General features: G+C 58.2%; 20 protein-coding genes. 10 read left to right on the top strand and 10 right to left on the bottom strand.

All coding sequences use genetic code 11. From position 1 onward, the window contains the following. Positions 1–230 precede the first annotated feature (230 nt). Entirely contained in the window at positions 231–1082 is an 852-nt protein-coding gene (locus tag FU672_RS00335; protein WP_148241710.1) for a Vmh family MBL fold metallo-hydrolase, read from the bottom strand. A gap of 110 nt (positions 1083–1192) precedes the next feature. Between FU672_RS00335 and FU672_RS00330 the strand changes: the two genes are divergently transcribed. Then, positions 1193–2068 carry a LysR family transcriptional regulator gene (locus tag FU672_RS00330; protein ID WP_148241709.1) on the top strand — a complete coding sequence of 292 codons (876 nt, stop codon included), beginning with the start codon at positions 1193–1195 and terminating at the stop codon, positions 2066–2068. 19 nt (positions 2069–2087) lie between these two features. On the opposite strand, the gene FU672_RS00325 is transcribed toward FU672_RS00330, so the two are convergent. Next, complete coding sequence (locus FU672_RS00325) at positions 2088–3047, bottom strand: hypothetical protein (protein WP_148241708.1); 960 nt, start codon at positions 3045–3047, stop codon at positions 2088–2090. A gap of 115 nt (positions 3048–3162) precedes the next feature. On the opposite strand from FU672_RS00325, the gene FU672_RS00320 reads away from it, so the two are divergent. Beyond that, the gene (locus tag FU672_RS00320; protein WP_023311893.1) at positions 3163–3591 is read left to right on the top strand and encodes an OsmC family protein; all 429 of its coding nucleotides are present in this window, start codon (positions 3163–3165) and stop codon (positions 3589–3591) included. 23 nt (positions 3592–3614) lie between these two features. Here FU672_RS00320 and FU672_RS00315 read toward each other — a convergent pair whose 3' ends face one another. Then, positions 3615–4520, bottom strand: coding sequence for a LysR family transcriptional regulator (locus tag FU672_RS00315; RefSeq protein WP_148241707.1), 906 nt, complete (start codon positions 4518–4520; stop codon positions 3615–3617). A gap of 114 nt (positions 4521–4634) precedes the next feature. Between FU672_RS00315 and FU672_RS00310 the strand changes: the two genes are divergently transcribed. After that, positions 4635–5384 (top strand): SDR family NAD(P)-dependent oxidoreductase, encoded by a 750-nt coding sequence (locus tag FU672_RS00310; protein WP_126328579.1) that lies wholly within the window; start codon positions 4635–4637, stop codon positions 5382–5384. On the opposite strand, the gene FU672_RS00305 is transcribed toward FU672_RS00310, so the two are convergent. From FU672_RS00305 to FU672_RS00275, 7 genes are read right to left on the bottom strand one after another with little or no spacing between them, the layout of a single operon-like run. Beyond that, the gene (locus FU672_RS00305) at positions 5381–6310 is read right to left on the bottom strand and encodes an oligopeptide/dipeptide ABC transporter ATP-binding protein (protein WP_148241706.1); all 930 of its coding nucleotides are present in this window, start codon (positions 6308–6310) and stop codon (positions 5381–5383) included. The two genes, FU672_RS00310 and FU672_RS00305, sit on opposite strands and share 4 nt — an antisense overlap. Next, positions 6303–7289 (bottom strand): ABC transporter ATP-binding protein, encoded by a 987-nt coding sequence (locus tag FU672_RS00300; RefSeq protein WP_148241705.1) that lies wholly within the window; start codon positions 7287–7289, stop codon positions 6303–6305. Before FU672_RS00300 ends, FU672_RS00305 begins: the two co-directional genes overlap by 8 nt. After that, complete coding sequence (gene ddpC, locus FU672_RS00295; RefSeq protein ID WP_148241704.1) at positions 7289–8182, bottom strand: D,D-dipeptide ABC transporter permease; 894 nt, start codon at positions 8180–8182, stop codon at positions 7289–7291. The genes FU672_RS00300 and ddpC overlap by 1 nt, the downstream gene beginning before the upstream one ends. After that, positions 8179–9201 (bottom strand): ABC transporter permease, encoded by a 1023-nt coding sequence (locus FU672_RS00290; protein ID WP_148241703.1) that lies wholly within the window; start codon positions 9199–9201, stop codon positions 8179–8181. The genes ddpC and FU672_RS00290 overlap by 4 nt, the downstream gene beginning before the upstream one ends. A gap of 23 nt (positions 9202–9224) precedes the next feature. Next, a complete protein-coding gene (locus FU672_RS00285; RefSeq protein WP_148241702.1) occupies positions 9225–10757 on the bottom strand; it encodes an ABC transporter substrate-binding protein in 1533 nt (510 codons plus the stop codon). A 15-nt stretch (positions 10758–10772) separates the two neighbouring features. Beyond that, positions 10773–11348 (bottom strand): D-alanyl-D-alanine dipeptidase, encoded by a 576-nt coding sequence (gene ddpX / locus FU672_RS00280; protein WP_032636457.1) that lies wholly within the window; start codon positions 11346–11348, stop codon positions 10773–10775. Positions 11349–11360: 12 nt separating this feature from the next. Then, positions 11361–12215 carry a MurR/RpiR family transcriptional regulator gene (locus tag FU672_RS00275; RefSeq protein WP_148241701.1) on the bottom strand — a complete coding sequence of 285 codons (855 nt, stop codon included), beginning with the start codon at positions 12213–12215 and terminating at the stop codon, positions 11361–11363. A gap of 266 nt (positions 12216–12481) precedes the next feature. On the opposite strand from FU672_RS00275, the gene FU672_RS00270 reads away from it, so the two are divergent. From FU672_RS00270 to FU672_RS00240, 7 genes are all read left to right on the top strand, one after another. Then, on the top strand, positions 12482–13963 hold the full coding sequence (locus FU672_RS00270) for an alpha/beta hydrolase (RefSeq protein ID WP_148241700.1): 1482 nt from the start codon (positions 12482–12484) through the stop codon (positions 13961–13963). A gap of 94 nt (positions 13964–14057) precedes the next feature. Further along, positions 14058–15269, top strand: coding sequence for a diguanylate phosphodiesterase (locus FU672_RS00265; protein ID WP_148241699.1), 1212 nt, complete (start codon positions 14058–14060; stop codon positions 15267–15269). Positions 15270–15356: 87 nt separating this feature from the next. Continuing rightward, positions 15357–16247, top strand: a complete 891-nt coding sequence (gene cscK / locus FU672_RS00260) for a fructokinase (RefSeq protein ID WP_148241698.1) — start codon at positions 15357–15359, stop codon at positions 16245–16247. Between the two features lie 173 nt (positions 16248–16420). After that, on the top strand, positions 16421–17938 hold the full coding sequence (locus FU672_RS00255) for a carbohydrate porin (protein ID WP_148241697.1): 1518 nt from the start codon (positions 16421–16423) through the stop codon (positions 17936–17938). A 66-nt stretch (positions 17939–18004) separates the two neighbouring features. Next, entirely contained in the window at positions 18005–19375 is a 1371-nt protein-coding gene (locus tag FU672_RS00250) for a sucrose-specific PTS transporter subunit IIBC (RefSeq protein ID WP_148241696.1), read from the top strand. Further along, complete coding sequence (locus FU672_RS00245) at positions 19375–20781, top strand: sucrose-6-phosphate hydrolase (RefSeq protein ID WP_148241695.1); 1407 nt, start codon at positions 19375–19377, stop codon at positions 20779–20781. The genes FU672_RS00250 and FU672_RS00245 overlap by 1 nt, the downstream gene beginning before the upstream one ends. Positions 20782–20809: 28 nt before the next feature. After that, a complete protein-coding gene (locus FU672_RS00240; protein WP_148241694.1) occupies positions 20810–21826 on the top strand; it encodes a LacI family DNA-binding transcriptional regulator in 1017 nt (338 codons plus the stop codon). Positions 21827–21865: the final 39 nt, after the last annotated feature.

Raw genomic sequence — 21865 nt, 5'->3', positions numbered from 1 at the left:
CTGCCTCCGTGTCGTTGTCTGTTTAATGGTACGGCTCGCAAAAATTTAATTCATAAACAGGATGGCAAATATTTTCCCGGTTGTGGCTCAGATTCATCTTAGAAATAAAAATGACATAAGTGCATGCTTTTATGCGCTTTTAAAATGTGTGGGCAACTCGACGGGGAACGGCGGGGATATTTTGGTGGTGCTCCTGCTATCACGGAAATATAGCAGGAGCAGATTTTAAATTACCACTTCATTTCGCCGGTATTCACTTTGGCGCTTAATTCCAGTGAGCTCTCTTCCGCCAGACCCGGATACTGTTTTTTCAGGGTGCTGATGACGCCTGCGGAATCTTTATGCGTGGACAAGGCCTTTTCAAAGCGATGCAGATAGTCGTGGGTAAAATCAATCGCGCCAGTCCCGGCGGGTGGCGTGCCAAGATAGTGACCCGGGATCACGCGCTCTGGTTTGTGCGCGGCCATATTCTCCAGGGTTTCCTGCCACTGCTTGCGGCTTGCTGGGGTTTGGGTATCTGCCGTCCAGACGTGAATACCCCAGGCTACCCCGGTGCCGCCGAGGATCGTTTTTGCTGACGGGATCCACACATAGGCCGCATAGCTGTCTGGCTGTTCGATATCGACCTTTTCCCCGTCAACCATGAACGTGGTGGAGGCAAGCACCTGCGGGACGACCAGCTCCGTTGGCGCGCCGTCTTTCATCTGCGGTCCCCAGAAGGCGAGCTTGGCGTCTTTGGTGGCCTTAATATGGTCAACAACGTGCTGCGTGGCCACCACTTTGGCATTCGGGAAGGCTTTGACCAGCGGCTGCAGGCCAAAATAGAAATCCGGATCGCCGGAGGTGATCACAATCTTATTCAGGGTTTTACCGCTGCGGCGAATTTTCTCTACCAGCGCTTCACCATCTTTCACGCTGAACTGCGCGTCAAACAGCACCGCCTCTTTCGGGCCGGAAACCAGCGTGGAGGATACCGCGAAAATGCCTTTATCCTGTGGGTTATAGGTATCAATGGTCAACGGCGCGGCAAAAACAGCCGGCGTGATAAGGGTGGAAAGCAGGGCAAGGTGAGTGAGTTTCATGCTGTTGTCTCTGTTGTTCAGGAATGTCTCTATTGTACGGATATTCGCATTTGCCAGAATTCCTGAAACAAGACATGCTTAGTTTCATAAATCGAGCAAATGGAGCTTATATGGATCGCGTTATCGCCGCTCAGGTCTACAACCGAATATGCGAGCTGGGAAGTTTGAGCGCAGCAGCCCGCGCGTTGGGCATTTCCCGACCGATGGTGAGCCGCTATCTTGAACAAATGGAGAAGTGGGCGGGAACGCGGCTGGTTAACCGCTCCACGCGCAAGCTGACGCTGACCGCGGCAGGGGAAAAGGTGCTGCAAAAAACGCGGACGCTCTCGCAAATCTCGCAGGAAATTGAAGGTCAGTCGGAGAAAGATCTTCCGTCCGGCACGCTGCGGGTGGCCTGTGCGCACTTTACCGCCATGCATCTGATTGCGCCGGTCCTGCCTGGTCTGCTCTTGCGCTATCCGCAGCTGCGCATTGAGCTGGACGTGAATAACCACCCGGTCAGCCTGGTGGGAGAGCGCATTGATGTCGCCGTGCGCATTACCGACAACCCCGAACCCGGCATGATTGCCCGCCGGCTGGGGGAGTGTCGCTCGGTGCTCTGCGCCTCGCCGGAGTATCTGGCACAGCACGGTAACCCCGTCAGCCCCGAAGACTTAGCGCAGCACAACTGCCTGCACTACAGCTTTTTCGCCGGCCAGTCCTGGCACTTCCTGACGCCGGAAGGTGAAAGCCTGAGCGTGGCCGTCAGCGGCAACCTGAGCGCCAGCATCTCTTCGCTGTTGATGGACGCGGCGATTAAGCACTGCGGTATCGCCATGCTGCCGGAGCGCGAAGCGTCTGCTGCGCTGGAAAAGGGATTACTGGTGCCGGTACTCGAGGCACTGGAGCCGAAACCGCTTGCCATCCATGGCATTTATCAGTCCCGGGAATATCAGCCTGCCGCGCTGCGCGTGTTCCTCGACGAACTGGCCCGTTACCTGGCTTAAGAGCGGGATGCGCAGGCGATTACTTTGCCTTTAGCCAGGGAGACGTTGTGCTCCAGAAAATAATATCGGCCCCGAGATAGCGTTCAGCGAACTGGTCAAACTCTGCTTTGGTAAAGGGCTTACCGGTCTGAGGATTCTTATAGGTCAGGGTCGGTTCCTGAACCGCCATGGCGATGAGCGGCAGCACTTGTTTATTTTTATGGAAGAAGGGATAGGCATTCTTCATGTGTGCCTTGCGGTTGGGAACAATGTCCGGCCCACCGAGGCCGATATTGTTGGCGCTGGCATACGCAAACAGACGCCCCATGTAGTTGTGGTCATTATCCCATTCGCACGGCCAGAAGTTCACATATTGCACCACATGTGATTTCTGAAAAGCCTTCCGCGCGAAGGCCAGATTTTCCATTTCACCCGCGAAATAGCTGTCGCAGGTAAACCCGGCGGGGGGATTTTTTTCGTCGATATCAATGGCGGTTTCAGGCAGATTTACCCCATACACCTCACCATCAAAGCGTTTCGCAAGGGCGGCCAGCAGCGCCTGGTAGCGCTGGCGCACGGCAGGATCCCACTGACGCGCCACCCATCCTGAACCGACTGGCTTCCCTTCACCTGGATTATCGAACTGCGGCGCAATTCCGCCGCCGTATCGCTTATCGTGCATCAGATAGTCCGGAACGTAGCGGGCGTCCGGCTCAAAGAAACGATCCTGAATTTGAATAAAAAGCTTTTTTCGGGCGGCCTTAACGTGCGCCAGATCCTGTTCAATCCGCGAGAAGTCATAGTTGTCCTTCTCGGGTTCCAGCAAGCGCCAGTTGTAAACGATCTGCACGCCGCCGATGTCGCTTCGCGCAACAAGCGGAAACGCCGCGCCGAGATCGCCCGAGCTGGTATAGATAAAGTTCTCCGGTGTTTTCGCCGGTGAAGATAGCGAAACAGCCAGTGCGGTTACGGCAACGGCCATCCTGATTTTTAGCGCCATATCATTATCCTTTTTGTCGGTACAGCAGGTGAAAGTCCTGGAATTGTCTGTGTTCCAGGGTGGGTCAGATGCGTAGTCTATACTTAACCCTTTGTAAGCCAAAAGGAGAGCAAGAATGACTATTCATAAGCACGGTTCGGCACACTGGTCTGGCGACATTAAGCGCGGAAAAGGAACAGTTTCCACCGAGAGCGGCGTTCTCAATCAACAGCCTTATGGTTTCAATACCCGCTTTGAGGGCGAAAAGGGGACCAACCCCGAAGAGCTGATTGGCGCGGCACATGCGGCCTGCTTCTCAATGGCGCTGTCGCTGATGCTCGGGGAAGCGGGTTATACCGCCGATTCCATTGATACCACTGCGGACGTCTCTCTGGATAAAACCGACGGCGGCTTTGCCATTACTAAGGTTGCCCTGAAAAGCAAGGTGACCGTTCCCGGCATTGCCCCTCAGCAGTTCGATGGCATTATTCAGAAAGCAAAAGCGGGCTGCCCGGTATCGCAGCTCCTGAAAGCTGAGATTACGCTGGACTATAAGCTTAACTAAGCCACAGCCGGGTTCGCGCCCGGCTACCCCTTCAGCGCGGCGGGAAACACCTCTGCCAGCCAGGCAATAAACACCTTCAGACGGTGCGTCAAATGCCGGTTCTGTGGGTAAACGACATGAAACGGATACGCGGCAGGGCGCCAGTCGCCCAGGATCGCCGTCAATGTTTCCGCCTGCAAATACGGCTTTACCGAATACTCAAAGGTTTGAACGATCCCCAACCCCGCCACGGCAGCCGCCAGATGGGCATTACTTTCATTGACGCCGAGATAGTGCGGAATGTTGATTTCCAGCGCCTCGCCGTTCTGTCTGAAGCGAAACGGAAATGCCCGTCCGGTGACGGGAGAGAGATAGCTAATCAGCTTGTGGCCGTTGCGTAGCTCCTGCGGATAGGCCGGGATGCCATGATTTTTCAGGTAACCCGGCGTTGCGCAGGTGACCATTTCGGCATTACCGAGATGACGGGCGATGAGGGTCGAGTCGTCCAGCGGGCCGCCGCGGATCACGCAGTCTACGTTACCGCTGATGAGATCGACCGGACGATCGGCCACGCCAAGGTCGATGCGGATATCCGGGTAACGCTGCATAAAACCCGGCAGCAGGGGGATGAGCACGTCCCGGGCGGTTGATCCACCCACGTCAACCCGCAAATGCCCTTTTGGCGTCGCGCGGGAAACGCGAAACGAGGTGTCGATATCTTCGATATCAATCAGCACCCTGAGCGCTTTTTCATAGTATTCCATCCCTTCAGGCGTCGCGACCACCCGGCGAGTCGTCCGGTGCAGGAGGCGTATCTCCAGGTGCGCCTCAAGCGATTTAACCAGCTTGCTCAGCGTGGCGATCGGCATATTCAGAGAGTCCGCCGCGCGGGTAAAACTGCCGGACTCCACTACCCGCGTAAAAGCGCGCATCGCCATTAACTGGTCCATGATGACCTCTGATTATTTCTGTGGGTGAATAGTCATTTTCATTTTTGCCTGTTTTTCACTAATGCCGCAAGGGCTAAAGTTTGTCCAACGCAAACCCAACAAAAGGTAAATGACATGAACACGACTCTCTCAGGAAAAATCGCACTGGTCACTGGCGGCAGTACCGGTATTGGTCTTGCCACGGCGCAGGAGCTGGCGGCGCAGGGCGCGAAGGTGTACATCACCGGGCGTCGTCAGGCCGAACTTGACGCCGCGGTAGCAGAGATTGCTTCAACCGCGGTAGGCATTCGCGCTGACGTCTCAAAGCTTGCCGATCTGGATGAGGTCTATGCCCGGATAGCAAAAGAAGAAGGCCGTCTTGATATCCTGTTCGCCAATGCGGGTGGCGGCGATATGCTGCCGCTGGGCGCGATCACCGAAGAGCAGTTTGACCGGATTTTTGGCACCAACGTTCGCGGGGTGCTGTTCACGGTGCAGAAGGCGCTGCCGCTGTTATCCACCGGCTCGTCGATTATTCTGACTGGCTCGACGGTGTCCATTAAAGGGACGGCAAACTTTAGCGTCTACAGCGCCAGTAAGGCCGCTGTGCGCAACTTTGCCCGCTCCTGGGCGCTGGATTTGCAGGGCCGCGGGATCCGCGTCAACGTGGTGAGCCCGGGTCCGATCAAAACGCCAGGTCTCGGCGATCTGGTGCCGGAAGAACACCGTCAGGGGCTGTACGACGCGCTGGCCGCGCAGGTACCGCTGGGGCGTTTAGGCGCGCCGGGTGAGGTGGGTAAAGCGGTGGCGTTTCTGGCCTCCGACGCGGCCAGCTTTATTAACGCCACCGAACTGTTTGTGGACGGCGGGATGGCGCAAATTTAACCCAGACTGCGCCAGCAGCGGACGTTACGGCCCTCGCGTGAGGGCTGTAACGGCTGGGGACGTTCACACCCCTGCGTTGCCATCGGGCAACGGTCACGGAAAAAACAGCCTTCAGGCAGATGACGGTTGCCGGGAAGCTCCGTTTTGCGTAACGCCAGATTTTCATCCAGCGGTTCACCGGTGTGGGGAACCGAGTCGAGCAGCAGACGGGTATAGGGATGGCGCGGCTCCCCAAGCACCTGCACGGCGCTGCCCAGCTCCACAATCTGCCCGAGGTACATCACCGCCACGCGGTCGCTCATGTGTCTGACCACCGAGACGTTATGCGAAATTAACACGTAGGTCAGATTACGCTGCTGTTGCAGGGTCACCAGCAGGTTGAGGATTTGCGCCTGCACGGAGATATCCAGCGCGCTGGTGGGTTCATCGAGCACGATAATATCGGGGTCGGACGAGAGCGCCCGGGCAATGGCAATGCGCTGGCGCTGCCCGCCGGAGAAGGCGTGCGGAAGCCTGTCGAGATATTCCGGGCGAATACCAACCTGCAGCACCAGATCCTCCGCCAGCTGACGGCGTTCGCGCTCGCTGCTGCGTTTTTGCACCCACACCGGCTCGGTGATGATGCGCCAGACCGGCAATCGCGGGTCGAGCGAGGAGAGCGGATCCTGAAACACCATCTGCATGCCGCCCGCGTGGTGCGCACGCTGGCATGCGCCGGTGCTGGGCTTAAGCATGCCCATCAGCAGCTGGGCCAGCGTGCTTTTCCCGCAGCCGGATTCCCCGACAATGCCCAGCGTTTCCCCCCGACGGATCTGAAGATCGAGCCCGTTGAGGGCATGGACCTGCTCCGTTACGCGCCCCAGCCAGTTTTTGCGCGCGGCAAAGTTCACGTGCACGCTATCCAGTTCCAGCAGTACATCAGACATGGTGTTTCTCCCGTTGCGGATACCAGCAGGCAGCCTGTTGGCCTTCTGCGCCAGTGGGCTGTAAGCGCGGCGTTTCGCTGCATTTCGCCCCGGCGGCAAAGCAACGCTCGCGGAAAGCGCATCCCTGCGGAAGCTGGCTGAGGTTGGGCACCGTCCCGGGGATGGCGGGAAGCAGGTCACGCGGCTGGCCGTTTTCCGGTGCGCACTGCAGCAGGCCAATGGAATAGGGATGCACAGGGCGGTGGATCAGCGTGTGCGTGGCACCGCTCTCGATCACGCTGCCCGCATACATCACATACATTCTGTCGCAAAGCTGCGACACCACGGCCATATCATGGCTGATAAACAGCACCGAGGTACCGCTGGCCCGCGCCTTATGCTTCAGTAAGCGCAGCACCTGGAGCTGGACGGTGACATCCAGCGCGGTGGTCGGTTCGTCGGCGATGATCAGCTCCGGCTCGCAGGAGAAGGCAAGGGCGATCATCACCCGCTGGCGCATGCCGCCGGACAGTTCAAACGGATAGCGTTCCATCACCGCCTTCGCGTCCGGGATTTGCATCTCTTCCAGCAGGGTTATTGCCTTTTGCTGCGCCTCGCGCCGCGAAAGCGGCTGATGCTGGCGGATCACCTCCACCATCTGTTTGCCAATCCGCCTCGTCGGGTTGAGGGCGGTCATGGGCTCCTGAAAAATCATCGCCACTCGGGCACCGCGCCACTGTCGAAGCTGCTTCTCGGACGCCGTCAGGACGTTTTCGCCGAGTAATTTCACCTGACCGTGATGGATACGGTAGCTGCCCTCCGGCAGCAGGCGCATGGCGAGCATGGCGGTCACGGATTTACCCGATCCCGACTCGCCCACCACGCCGACAATTTCGCCCCTGTTGATCTCCAGCGAGACGTGGTTCAGCGCGTGGACCTCACCGCGAAAAATCGGAAAGCTCAGATGCAGGTCTTCAATATTAAGTACCGATTCGGTCATTACTGTTTCCCTCCTGACTTTGGATCCAGCAGATCGCGGATACCGTCGCCAAACAGGTTAAAGCCCACGGCGGTAATCAAAATCGCCGCACCGGGAAAGGCGCAGTACCACCACTGGTCCAGAACGTAGTTACGGCCTACGGCCACCATCGCCCCCCATTCGGCGGTGGGCTGCTGCGCGCCCAGGCCAATAAACCCCAGCGTGGCGGCCATCAGAATAGCGCTGCCGATATCCAGCGAAGCCTGCACAATCAGCGGCGGCAGGGCGTTGCGCAGGATATGCCAGCGGATCAAATGCCAGCGGGAAGCGCCAAACGTGCGGGCGGCCTGAACGTAGGTAAACTGGCGTACCACCAGGGTTTGCCCGCGTGCCAGGCGGACGTAAAACGGGATGCGGACAATCGCAATCGCCAGCATGGCGTTAAACAGGCTTGGCCCGAGCGCGGCGGCCAGCGCCATGGTCAGCACCAGGGAGGGAATCGAGAGCATAATGTCCATCACCCGCATGATGATGGCGTCGCCGCGCCCGCCCAGTACGCCGGACAAACAGCCCAGCAGCGAACCGATGCCACCCGCAATCACCACGACCGCCAGCCCGGCGGTAATCGACTGCTGGCTGCCCGTCAGCACGCGGCTGAACAGGTCGCGTCCCACCTCATCGGTACCAAACCAGTGTTGCGCAGAAGGCGCCTGCAGGCGGGCGGTCAAATCCAGCGCGTTCGGGTCATGGGGCACAATCCACGGTGAGGTCACCATCAGGAAGAGCATCGCAATCATAATAACGCCGCCAACGATCGTGAGCGGGCTTTGACGCAGCATCCAGAACAGCTTTGCCCAGTTGATGCGTTGTCTGGCGGTTTTCACCGGGACGGGCGTTTCCTGCGTTAACATCATTCGGCACCTCCGCGCCCGATTCGCGGGTCAATCCACAGATAAAGCAGATCGACCACCAGATTAACCAGCACGTAGGCCAGCGAAACGACGACGGCAAAGCCCATCACGGCAGGGAAATCGAGCGCCTGAATGGATGTCACCACCCAGGCGCCCATGCCCGGCCAGGCAAAGACGGTTTCGGTCAGCACGGCGCCGTAAAGCAGATCGCCCAGCGCCAGTCCGAGCACGGTGATGGACGGGATCATTGCATTGGGCAGGGCGTAGCGCAGGACGATGTACCAGCCGGGCAGGCCGCTGGCGCGCGCGGTGCGGATGTAGTCCTCACTAAGCTGTTCCAGCATCGCCGAACGGACCTGGCGCGCCACAATCCCCAGGTGAACAAACGCCAGCGTCAGCGAGGGTAAAATCAGGTGCTGAAGCGCATTGAAAAAGACCTCACCGTTGCCTTCAAGTAGCGCGTCCAGCAGATAAAACCCGGTAACGTGTGTCGGCGGGTCGAGCCAGTCGTCCAGCCTGCCGCCGCCCGGCAGAATCTGCAGGTGCCCATAGAACAGCACAATGACGCCCAGACCGAGCCAGAAGGCTGGCGTGGAGATCCCGGTCATCGCCATTAAACGCACCAGGTGATCCAGCCAGCGGTTGCGGTACACCGCCGATAAAATCCCCAGCGGCACGCCGATGACCAGCGCCAGCATCAGAGAACAAAAGGCCAGTTCCAGCGTGGCGGGAAAAAAGGCCTTCAGGTCTTCGGCGACCGGCCGTCCGGTACGGATGGACGTGCCTAAATCACCGTGCGCCAGGGCGTCCACGTAGCGGCCAAACTGAATATACAGCGGCTGATCCAGCCCTAACTGCTGGCGGATGTTCTGCACGATTTCGTCGCTGGCGCGATCGCCGGCCAGCAGACGGGCCGGATCGCCGGGGATCATGTGTGAAATAATAAAGGTGATAATACAGACACCGGCCACTACCAGGAGTAACCCCCAGCAGCGCTGGCGCACGATGCTCCAGAACGTCATACATTTTCCCCCGGCGAGAACCGCTATTTACTCATGGTGGCGATGTTGAATACCTGCTCAAGCATCGGATTAAAGGTGAAGCCTTTGACCTCTTTGTTCATCGCCAGCTGGTAGTTTTTCTGGAACAGATAAACGTAGGCCGCCTCGTCGATGACCACCTTTTGCGCCTGCTGGTAATCTTTGGTGCGTTCCGCCTGGTCGGTGGTTTTCAACGCGGCCTGGAGAAGGGAATCGACCGCTTTGTTCTCATAGAACGAACGGTTGCCCGGCAGCCCTTTTTTGTCTGATTCGAACCAGTAGTTCATGAACATGTACGGGTCGGCAAAGTCCGGGCTCCAGTTGCCGATGGCAATGTCGTAATCACCTTTGCCGACGCGGTCGCGCATGGTGGCATTGGCCAGCTTTTCCAGCTTGACGTTAATGCCAATCTTGCCAAGGCTGGACTGGGTTGAGAGGGCGATCGGCTCCCAGTTCGGGTCGTTATCCGAATAGAGGAAGGTCAGGCTGGCGGGTTTGTCTTTGACCTTCTCCAGCGCCGCTTTGGCTTTGGCCTCATCAAAGCTGTACTGCATTGCCGTGGCGTCAAAGCCCCACATGCCTTCCGGGATCGGGCCGCGCATTTGCTTGCCGTTGCCGCTCAGAATGCCTTTCACCATCCCCTGATAATCCGTCGCCCAGGAGATGGCCCGGCGTAAATCCACCTGATTGAGCGGCGCTTTACTGTTGTTGAGATAGAGGTAAGTCACGCGCAGGGACGGGTATTCCGCGACGGCGACTTTGCCTTCCTGCTTCAGGGCCGCAAGCTGATCGACCGGCAGGGCGTCGGCAATGTCCAGATCGCCGCGGGAAAGCTGCAATCGGCGCGAGGCGCTTTCACCGATAATTTTCACCGAGACGCGCTTAAAGTGCGGCTTTTCACCCTGCCAGTGGGGGTTAGGCACCAGGATCAGCTGCTGGCCTTTTTGCCAGCTTTTGAGCATAAACGGCCCGGAGCCGGCGGTATTTTGCGCCAGAAAACCGCGCGCATCATCCGCGGCATTGGCCTTCAGCACTGCCGGGTTAATGATGGAGGCCCCGTCGTTTGCCAGCGTGTACAGGAAAGGCGCGAACGGCTGGCTGAGGGTGAATTTCACCGTATGGTCATCGACGGCATCAATTTTCAGATCTTTCGGGAAGGCTTCAGACGGCCCCTGACCGAGCTTCAGCAGGCGCTCAAAAGAGAGTTTTACCGCTTCAGCGGTGACCGGCGTACCGTCGGAGAATTTCGCGTTATCCGCCAGGGTAAAGGTCCACTCTTTCTGGTCGTCGGACGCCTTCCAGCCCGTCGACAAATCGCCTTCCACCTCGGTAGAGCCTGGCTTGTACTTGACCAGACGCTGGTAGGACGGATAGGTGACGGTCCAGTCGTTATTATCAATGGTGATGGCAGGATCGAGCGTTTGCGGGTCGGCGGCTTTGCCGATCGCCAGCATGTCTTTCGGGACGGCAGCCAACGCCAGCGGTGCGCTCAGCGTCAGTGTGGCGGCGATCAGCGTCGAGAGAAGCGATGTTTTCATGGCAGTGCTCCAGGTTTAAAGAGGGGTGTGCGTCAGTGGAAAACAGGCAAAACGGTCGTCAAGCAGCGGGTAGCTGGCGGCGTTCGGCAGTTCGAAATGCCACCATTCGCTGCTGATACCCACAAAACCGCCACCAAACATGATGGCGTTCAACAGCAGACGGTTGCGCTGGGCGTGCGGCGGCACGGAGGGGTGATACGGATGCGATCGGTCATGCATTTCGTCAAAACCGGCCCCCATATCCAGCACGGCGTTATGTTCATCCATCAGGGTGACGTCGATGGCCGTACCGCGGCTGTGATTGGAGCCAATCGCCACGTCGACCACATATTCCGGGTTCGGGCAGGCATCCCACAGCTGAGCCTGCGCCTGCTGCGGCCGATAGGCGTCGTAGACCACCAGCTTCAGCCCGGCCAGCGTGGCAATGCTGATGGCTTTTGCCAGCGCGGTAGCCGCGTCGGTATGCAGCAGGCACAGCGCCTCCTGATAGATCGGGCGGCCGGTGATGTTGTCGGCGGTGGCGTACTTCAGATCGATATGCAGCGTGGGAAACGTCTTCGCCACATCAATCAGTTCACTCTCTTCGGGCATAGCTCCGCTCCTTTAGCGTTCGAATTGACCAAACTCTTGTTGTAATTGTCGGTTGACCGCCAGACGCGCCGGAAGCGCATCGCCCAGCGCTTCCACCACGCCCGACAGCAGCAGGTTGAACAGACAGCTCACGGGGGCCAGTGAATCCCAGAAATGGCCGGTATCGGTTTTCACCTGCAGTAAATCAATCGGGTAATCCCGCGCCCACGGGCACCAGATGTCGGTGATTAAGGCCAGCGGAATGCCTTTCTCGCTGGCGACGCGGCAGTACTGACGAGCCATCGAGGAGTAGGTGCGCGTATCGGTCAGTACGACGTACGGGTGCGAAAATCCCGAGTTCAGGGATTCAACCCAGCTCCCTGAAGCGCCCTCCGAATAGCTCACGCGCGGGCGGAGGTACTCGAGGTGGCTGAAGAAGGCGTTGGCAATCCCGCGCGTGGACTGGATCCCCAGCACAAATACCGCCTCCGCGTGGGCGAGGTTGTGCACCACCTGACGGAAGGCGTCCGTTTGTGCCAGTTGATACACCTGCGTGATGGCATCCACTTCCAGCGACAGGGCATGCTGAAGGCGGCTGGAAAGGGGTCGCTGCTGCTGCCAGGAGTCCAGCCGCTCGTTCATGCCCCAGGGCTGATACGGATCGCGCAGGCTCTTTTTGGCATCTTCCAGGTTGCGATACCCCAGCTTGCGCAGGAAGCGTCCGACGGTAATTCCGCTGGTCCCGCTCGCCTGACCCACGCTCTCAGCCGTTTCAAACGGGATTTGCGCGGCGTGCGCCAGCAGCCAGCTTCCGACCCGCTTTTCGCTGGGCGTGAGCTGGCTGAACGTCGCTTCGATACGGCTCAACATCTCAGGTTTCGTCGTCATACCGCCTCGCTGTTAACAGGCTGTCAATGGCTGGGTTTGTGTTACCTGGTTAACAATGCATGACGCGTGCCATGTTCACAGGGCGGATGAAACCCGCTGTGCGGTAAACTTCATGCAATATTTGTTTAACCAATGATCAACATTTGTGCAGCGTAGTTCACTTTTGGTGCACTGTCTGACGCGGCAGGTATGAATTTGGTGAATACGTCAGCCCGTTCACATTTTTGATAAGATAGATGTACTGTGAATATAAAAGGGATCCCGGCATGGCGAATTTGCCCTGGCGAGTCAGCGTGCGCCTGATGGCGCTTGCAAAGAAAATAGGGATGGTCGTAGGGATCGTCCTGCTCGTTCTGCTGGCGGTGCGGGTGTATCTCTCGCAGCAGGGGCCGGAACTGCATCTGTGGCATACCTGGCGGGCAGACGAGATGTCCGTGCGTGAAATGGATAACGCCGATTTTGCCGGGTATGTTGCCCGGGAAAACGCCATTTTCGCCGATCTTGATAGCGCAGTGACGGCGAAAACAAGGAGCGAGGAACAAACCCCGTTAAACCGCTATTACCGCCAGAGCCTGGTGTGGCCCGGTCAGTTTTCACCCGATGCCAACCGCTCATTTGTGCTGATGCCTGCCGGAAAGCCCCGCGGCGCGGTGGTGCTGCTGCACGGTTTGACCGACTCGCCTTACAGCGTCAGGCACCTTGCCGTGAACTATCAGCAACGCGGCTTTGTCGCGGTTGTCCCGCGCTTGCCCGGGCACGGCACCGCGCCCGGCGCGCTGACGGACGTTGACTGGGAGATGTGGCTGGCGGCAACGCGCCTTGCCGTGCGGGAAGCCACGCGTCTGGCGGGCGAGAATGTGCCGCTGCATCTGGTGGGCTACTCCAACGGCGGGGCGCTGGCGATGAAATATGCCCTCGATGCGCTGGACGCGCCTGCGCTTCGTCGACCGCAGCAGGTGATACTGCTGTCACCGATGATCGGCGTGACGGCATTTGCGCGGTTTGCTGGTTTCGCCGGATTACCGGCACTGCTGCCAGCGTTTGCAAAAGCGGCGTGGCTGAACATCTCCCCGGAATATAACCCGTATAAATATAACTCGTTCCCGGTGAACGCCGCCCGCCAGTCGTGGCTGTTGACGAAGGCTCTTCAGGAGCAGATAGGCCGCGAGGCGCGGGAGAACAGGCTGGCGAGTTTGCCGCCGGTCCTGGCGTTCCAGTCGGTTATGGATTCTACGGTCAGCACCCGCGCGGTGGTGACCGGCCTGTTTGATCAGCTTCCGGCAAACGGCAGCGAGTTGGTAGTGTTTGATATCAACCAGGCGGCGAGCTTCCGTCCGCTGTTCAAACCGTCGTCCTGGACGGCAACCTCGGCACTACTGCCGGTTATGCAGAGACGTTACAGTGTCACGGTCGTCACCAATGCCGACGAGCACAGTTTCTCGACGGTGGCGAAAATCACCCCGGCAGGAAGCACCCAGGAAACGGTCGTGCCGCTTGCGCAGTCCTGGCCGCAGGATGTCTATTCGTTGTCGCATGTTGCGGTGCCGTTCCCGCCGGATGACGATCTCTATGGCCGTGAGCCTGGGGTGAAAAACCGCTATGGCATTAGCCTGGGAACAATTGCGCTCTGGGGCGAAACGTCCGTATTGAGCGTCGGAAAAGAGGCGCTGATGCGGGTCACCTCGAACCCGTTTTACGACTACATGCAGGAGAGGATCAACAGCCGCATTGGGGACGGGAAACAGTAACGTTCCTTGTGGTGTGAATATGTTAGGTCGCATTGATTAAGTATGTTAAATAATAGCTTCAAGGCACCTCTCTTTCTCATCGGAACCCATTTTTGTGCTGACGACTCTGATTTACCGAAGCCAGTTGAATTTATCCCGCCCCTCTACCGAGCTGCGGGAGCTGGTGGAGCGCGCCCGAGGCCGTAACGCAAAACTGAACATTACCGGTGTACTCCTTGCTAAAGGGAGTGACGTTTTGCAAATCCTGGAAGGGTCGGAAGAGAGTGTGGTTAAACTGTTCCATAAAATCCGTGATGATAAGCGGCACAGTGGAGTGGTTGAACTGATGCGGGATTATGGCCCGCGCAGACGCTTCGAAAACGTCGGTATGCTGCTGTTCGATCTGCAGATGCAGTCACCGAAAGAGGTGCTGGAGTCGGTCCTGCATTACAGCAAGCTGGACAGCTATCTGACCTCTGACGATCGGGTGTTCAAATTTATTCAGACGTTCATTATGGGCAAACGTCCGGCTCCGTCGGGTGCGCGTTACGTTCCTGAAAAATGGACGCTTTCACCCGAAGCGTTACCCTTTGGCGAACGTCTGGGGCTGATGGCCAACCAAATCTGTCAGTTTGCGCTCCAGCCCATCGTTGAGCCCTCGGAAGGGAAGATCAGTTCTCTTGAAGCCCTTATCCGCGGCAATGACGGCGGCAGCCCGGAGCATTTCTTCAGCACTCTGGACCCGGACAAAATCTACCAGGTCGATCTCCAGACCAAAGCGTATGCCTTCGCGCTGGCGGAAAAGCTGGGGATTGGCGGCCATAAAATTGCGGTCAATCTTCTCCCGATGTCGCTGGTGAATGTCCCCGGTGCAGTGGAATTTCTGGTCGATCAGATTAAACTACATGGGCTTCAGCCGGAGCAGGTGGTCATTGAAGTCACTGAAAACGAGATGATATCCGGGTTCAACCAGTTTAATAGCGCCATTAAACAGCTTCGCGGTGAGGGGGTGGGTCTGGCGATTGATGATTTTGGTTCCGGCTATGCCGGTCTTTCGCTGCTGACCCGGTTCCAGCCGGATAAAATTAAGATCGACCGGGAGATAGTTAGCGATATCCACCTCAGCGGACCGAAGCAGGCGATTGTGCGCTCCATCGTCAGCTGTTGCTCCGATCTGGAAATTACCCTGGTGGCCGAAGGGATCGAGAAGATAGAGGAGTGGTGCTGGCTCGAGTCTGCCGGTATCCGCCGTTTCCAGGGCTTTCTGTTTGCCCGTCCGCAGATTAATGGCGTCGGTGATATTCACTGGCCGCATCTGGTGCGTTAGCCTATTTTCCTCCGCGTTATTTCCCCTTCGCCCTGCCTGTGCTTAAATAGCTAAATCGGTTTAACATAGTTTAGCTAGGAGGGTTACATGAAAAAAATCTGGGTACTTGGCGATGCGGTAGTGGATTTGCTGCCTGATGGAGAAGGCAGATTACTACAGTGTCCCGGCGGCGCACCGGCAAACGTCGCGGTCGGCATTGCCCGACTGGGCGGCCAGAGCGCGTTTATCGGCAGGGTTGGCGATGATCCTTTCGGACGTTTTATGTCTAAGACATTAGCCGACGAGCGGGTCGACGTGAAGTGGATGCGCCTTGACCCGGCGCACCGCACCTCAACGGTGGTGGTCGATCTCGACGACCAGGGCGAACGCTCGTTTACCTTCATGGTGCGTCCAAGCGCCGATCTGTTTCTGGAAACCGCCGATCTGCCAACGTTCAGCGACGGGGAGTGGCTGCATGTCTGTTCCATCGCGTTAAGCGCAGAACCAAGCCGTTCTGCGACCTTTGAGGCGATGGCCGCCATCCGTGAGGCGGGCGGTTACGTCAGTTTCGATCCCAATATTCGCCCGGATCTCTGGCCGGATGAGAGCGAACTGCGTCGCTGTCTGGAGCAAGCCCTGCAGAGCGCAGACGTGGTGAAACTCTCCGTCGAAGAGCTGGCGTTTTTAACCGGAGATGTGCAGGTAAACGTCGGTCTGGATACGCTGATGGCGCGCTGCCCGGCGCGTCTGGTGCTGGTCACCCAGGGTAAAGAGGGCGTCATCGCCTGGCATAACGGCACCGTGAAGCACTATCCGGCAACGCCCGTTCAGTGTGTCGATACCACCGGCGCAGGGGATGCCTTCGTGGCCGGGCTGCTCTACGGACTGGCCGCCGGGCAGGACCTGACGCCTGTGATCGCCTTAGCCCAGCGCTGCGGCGCATTAGCCACCACGGCCAAAGGGGCGATGACCGCATTGCCCTGGCAGCACGAACTGTAATTCCTTCCTTCACTGGCCGCCATCCGGCGGCCCGAATTGTCGCCTCGATCACACTTACTAAAACGGTTTAGCAAAAAAGATTGCCGATCCAAAATTCAGAGGTTTAGTATCAGCAACCTAAACCGGTTTAGCAATTTAGCACGTTTAATGACTTCTTTTAGGGATGCGACAAAATGTATAAAAAACGCAGACTTGCCGTGATGATAGGCATGCTGGCCGGAAGTACCTCTGTTTTTGCCCAAACGGATATGACAAGTATCGAAGCGCGTCTTGCCGCGATGGAGCAGCGCCTCCAGGCAGCAGAAACGCGTGCGCAGGTGGCTGAGAAGCGCGCCACGGATGCAGAACAAAAAACGCAGCAGCTGGTTGCCGCGCAGCAGCAGACGCAAACCACAACCCAGGCAGTGGCGCAGCGCACCACCGCGCTGGAGAAGAAGGCGGACCAAAGCAGCGGGTTTGAATTCCACGGCTACGCCCGTTCGGGTCTGCTGATGAACGACGCGGCCTCCAGCAGCAAAAGCGGTCCTTATCTGACCCCGGCCGGTGAAACCGGTGGTGCGGTGGGGCGTCTGGGTAATGAAGCCGACACCTACGTGGAGCTGAACCTGGAGCACAAGCAAACCCTGGACAACGGGGCGACCACGCGCTTCAAAGCGATGCTGGCCGACGGTCAGAGAACCTATAACGACTGGTCAGCCGATACCAGCGATCTCAATATTCGCCAGGCCTTTGCGGAGCTGGGCAATCTGCCTGATTTTACCGGCGCGCTGAAGGGCAGCACCTTCTGGGCGGGTAAACGCTTCGACCGCGACAACTTTGACATTCACTGGCTGGATTCCGACGTGGTCTTCCTTGCCGGTACCGGCGGCGGTGTCTATGACGTGAAATGGAACGATTCGCTGCGCAGCAACTTCTCCATCTATGGCCGCAACTTCGGCAGCGTGGAGCAGACCGACAATAACGTTCAAAACTATATCCTCAGCATGAACCACTTCGCCGGACCGTTCCAGCTGATGGTGAGCGGCCTGCGGGCGAAAGATAACGACGACCGTAAAGATACCAACGGCGATCTCATCAAAACCGATGCTGCCAATACCGGTGTTCATGCGCTGGTCGGGTTGCATAATGATAGCTTCTACGGCCTGCGGGAAGGGACCGCCAAAACGGCGCTGCTGTATGGTCACGGGCTGGGTGCGGAAGTGAAAAGCATCGGCTCCGATGGCGCGCTGCTCTCTGAGGCGGATACCTGGCGCTTAGCAAGTTACGGTGTCACGCCCATCGGCGGTGGCTGGAGCGTTGCGCCCGCCGTACTGGCACAGAGCAGTAAAGATCGCTACGTCAAGGGCGACAGCTATGAGTGGGTGACGCTCAACACCCGCCTGATTAAAGAGGTGACGCAGAACTTCGCCCTGGCGTTTGAGGGAAGCTATCAGTACATGGATTTAAATCCGGAAGGCTATAAGGACCGGAACGCCGTCAACGGCAGTTTCTACAAGCTGACCTTTGCTCCAACGTTAAAAGCGAGCAAAATCGGCGATTTCTTCAGCCGTCCGGAACTGCGCCTGTTTGCCACCTGGATGGACTGGAGTAGCAAACTGGATCATTACGCCAGCGATGATGCCTTTGGCAGCAGCGGCTTCAACGCCGGCGGGGAATGGAACTTTGGGGTCCAGATGGAAACCTGGTTTTAACCCATCACGCTCCCGCCTGGCGGGAGCGTTTCGCACATCATAAAAAGAAGTCAGGCAGAGGTATCTATGGATTTTAATCAAATCGCCCGCGAGCTTATTCCACTGCTCGGTGGCAAGGAAAATATTGCCAGCGCGGCACACTGCGCAACGCGTCTTCGTCTGGTGCTGGTCGATGACGCGCTTGCCGATCAGCAGGCTATCGGCAAGGTTGACGGCGTAAAAGGCTGTTTTCGTAACGCCGGGCAGATGCAGGTGATTTTCGGCACGGGCGTGGTCAACAAGGTTTACGCCGCGTTTATTCAGGCAGCGGGGATCAGCGAATCCAGTAAATCTGAAGCCGCAGATCTGGCGGCGCGCAAGCTGAACCCGTTCCAGCGCATTGCCCGTCTGCTCTCAAACATCTTTGTCCCGATTATTCCCGCGATTGTGGCTTCCGGCCTGCTGATGGGCCTGCTCGGCATGGTGAAAACCTACGGCTGGGTCAATGCGGATAACGCCATCTACATCATGCTGGACATGTGCAGTTCGGCGGCGTTTATCATTCTGCCGATCCTTATCGGCTTTACCGCCGCGCGGGAATTTGGCGGTAACCCGTATCTCGGCGCGACGCTGGGCGGCATTCTGACGCACCCGGCGCTGACCAACGCCTGGGGCGTGGCCTCCGGCTTCCACACTATGAACTTCTTCGGCCTTGAGATTGCGATGATTGGCTATCAGGGCACGGTATTCCCGGTGCTGTTGGCCGTCTGGTTTATGAGCATCGTGGAGAAAAACCTGCGCCGCGTGATCCCGGATGCGTTAGACCTGATCCTGACGCCGTTCCTCACCGTCGTTATCTCCGGCTTTATCGCCTTGCTGATTATTGGCCCGGCGGGGCGCGCCTTAGGGGATGGTATCTCCTTCGTTCTGAGCACGCTGATCGCCCACGCAGGCTGGCTGGCCGGGCTGCTGTTTGGCGGGCTTTACTCGGTGATTGTGATCACCGGTATTCACCACAGCTTCCACGCGATTGAAGCCGGGCTGTTGGGTAACCCGTCGATCGGCGTTAACTTCCTGCTGCCTATCTGGGCTATGGCGAACGTGGCGCAGGGCGGCGCCTGTCTGGCGGTGTGGTTCAAAACCAAAGATGCCAAAATCAAAGCCATTACCTTACCGTCGGCGTTTTCTGCGATGCTGGGCATCACCGAAGCGGCCATTTTTGGTATCAACCTGCGCTTCGTGAAACCGTTTATCGCCGCGTTGATTGGCGGCGCGGTGGGCGGTGCCTGGGTGGTCTCAGTCCATGTGTATATGACCGCCGTTGGGTTAACCGCTATTCCGGGCATGGCCATCGTGCAGGCCAGCTCGCTGCTCAACTATATTATCGGCATGGTGATCGCCTTCGGCGTGGCGTTTACCGTCTCACTGCTGCTGAAATATAAAACGGACTCTGAATAATGACGTTACCTTCCCGCTGGCCTGCGATTCTGCAGGCCGTAATGAAAGGTCAGCCGCGCGCGCTTGCGGATAGCCATTATCCGCAATGGCACGCCGCGCCGGCCACGGGGTTGATGAACGATCCCAACGGGTTTATCTGGTTTGCCGGCCGCTACCACCTGTTCTATCAGTGGAACCCGCTGGACTGCGAGCATCGGTTTAAATGCTGGGGGCACTGGAGTTCTGCGGACCTGGTGCACTGGCAGCATGAACCGCTGGCGCTGATGCCGGATGAAGAGTATGACCGCAACGGCTGTTACTCCGGTAGCGCCGTGGATAACCAGGGCGTCCTGACGCTTTGCTACACCGGCAACGTCAAGTTTGATGACGGCAGCCGCACCGCCTGGCAGTGCCTGGCCGTGGAACAGCCGGACGGAACCTTTAAGAAGCTGGGGCCGGTGCTGGCACTGCCGGAAGGCTACACCGGACACGTGCGCGACCCGAAGGTGTGGCAACACGACGGGGAGTGGTACATGGTGCTCGGCGCGCAGGATGTGCAAAAACGCGGCAAGGTGCTACTGTTTAAATCAGCCGATTTGCACGCCTGGGCATCATGTGGGGAAGTCGCCGGTCACGGGGTCAACGGCCTGACGGAGGCGGGGTATATGTGGGAGTGTCCGGATCTGTTCGCGCTCGACGGAACGCACATCTTGATCAGTTGTCCGCAGGGGCTGGCGCGCGAGCCGCATCGCTATCTCAACACCTATCCGGCCACCTGGATGAGCGGGGCGTTTGACTATGCAAACGCTGCATTCGATCACGGCGAGCTGCACGAGCTGGACGCGGGCTTTGAGTTTTACGCGCCGCAGACGACGCTGGCGGAAGACGGTCGACGCATTTTGATCGGCTGGATGGGCGTACCGGACGGGGAAGAGATGCTTCAGCCAACCCGGGCGCACGGCTGGATGCACCAGATGACCTGCCCGCGTGAATTGCGCTATCGCGACGGCAAGCTCTGGCAGACCCCGGCGCGCGAGCTGGCGACGCTGCGTGAAGATGAACAGCACTGGCAGGGACGCGCCAGCGAGGCGCCAGACCTGGACGCGACGCGCCTGGAGTTTGAACTGAACACATCACAGGTGAATGTCGATTTTGGCGGCGCGCTGCGTCTCTCGGTCGATGAGCAGGGCGTACGTCTGGAACGCGCGAGCCTGAAAACCGGTGAAACGCTGACCCGCTACTGGCAGGGCGACGTCAGCCATTTGCGTGTGTTGTGCGACCGCTCCAGCGTTGAAATTTTCATTAATCACGGTGAAGGGGTGATGAGTAGCCGCTATTTTCCTGACCATCCGGCCCGGGTGCGATTCGAAGGTGCGTCCGATATCACATTACGCTACTGGTCGCTGCGCGCCTGCATGATAGAATGAGGGTTTTGGCAGCCGGATCTAAGTCGTTGTGAGAAAAACAAAACGCGTCACCATTAAAGACATCGCGGAGCTGGCGGGTGTGTCAAAAGCCACCGCCAGCCTGGTCCTGAACGGGCGTAGCAAAGAGCTTCGCGTGGCGGAAGAGACGCGCGAGCGCGTGCTGGCGATTGCAAAAGAGCACCACTATCAGCCCAGCATTCACGCCCGGTCGTTGCGTGATAACCGCAGTCACACCATTGGCCTGGTGGTCCCGGAGATCACCAACTACGGATTTGCCGTGTTTTCTCACGAGCTTGAGACGCTGTGCCGCGAGGCAGGCGTTCAGCTGCTGATCTCCTGTAGCGATGAAAACCCAGGGCAGGAGACAGTGGTGGTGAACAACATGGTGGCGCGTCAGGTGGACGGGCTGATTGTGGCCTCCAGCATGCTTAACGATGCGGACTACCACAAGCTGAGTGAGCAACTGCCCGTTGTCCTTTTTGACCGCCACATCAACGACAGCGCGCTGCCGCTGGTGATCACCGATTCCATTACCCCGACGGCGGAGCTGGTGGCTGACATTGCGCGTCAGCATCCTGATGAGTTCTACTTCCTCGGCGGGCAGCCCCGTTTATCCCCCACGCGCGACCGTCTGGAAGGGTTTAAGCAGGGGCTTCATGACGCCGGTGTAGCGCTGCGCCCGGAGTGGATCATTCACGGTAACTATCACCCGAGCTCCGGGTACGAGATGTTTGCTGAACTCTGCGCCCGTCTGGGGCGTCCGCCGAAAGCGCTGTTCGCCGCCGCCTGCGGGCTGCTGGAGGGGGTGCTGCGCTATATGGGCCAACACAACCTGTTGCAAAGTGATATCAGGTTAGCCAGTTTTGACGATCACTATCTCTACGATTCGCTGACGATCCCCGTGGATACCATTCGCCAGGATAACCGTCAGCTGGCTTGGCACTGCTTTGATTTAATTAGTAAATTGATTGAAGGGGAGACCCCGGAGCCGTTGCAACGGAAACTGGATGCCACCCTGCAGCGGCGCTATAAGTCAGCGGTATAGCCCGGTTCGATACATCAATAACTTTAATTAATTTAAGTT

Origin of the sequence: Enterobacter asburiae (genome assembly GCF_008080435.1) — a bacterium.
Taxonomy (GTDB): Bacteria; Pseudomonadota; Gammaproteobacteria; order Enterobacterales; family Enterobacteriaceae; genus Enterobacter; species Enterobacter asburiae_C.
The sequence above is the reverse complement of the archived record's forward strand: the minus strand, read 5'-3'. Positions and strand labels throughout refer to the sequence as shown.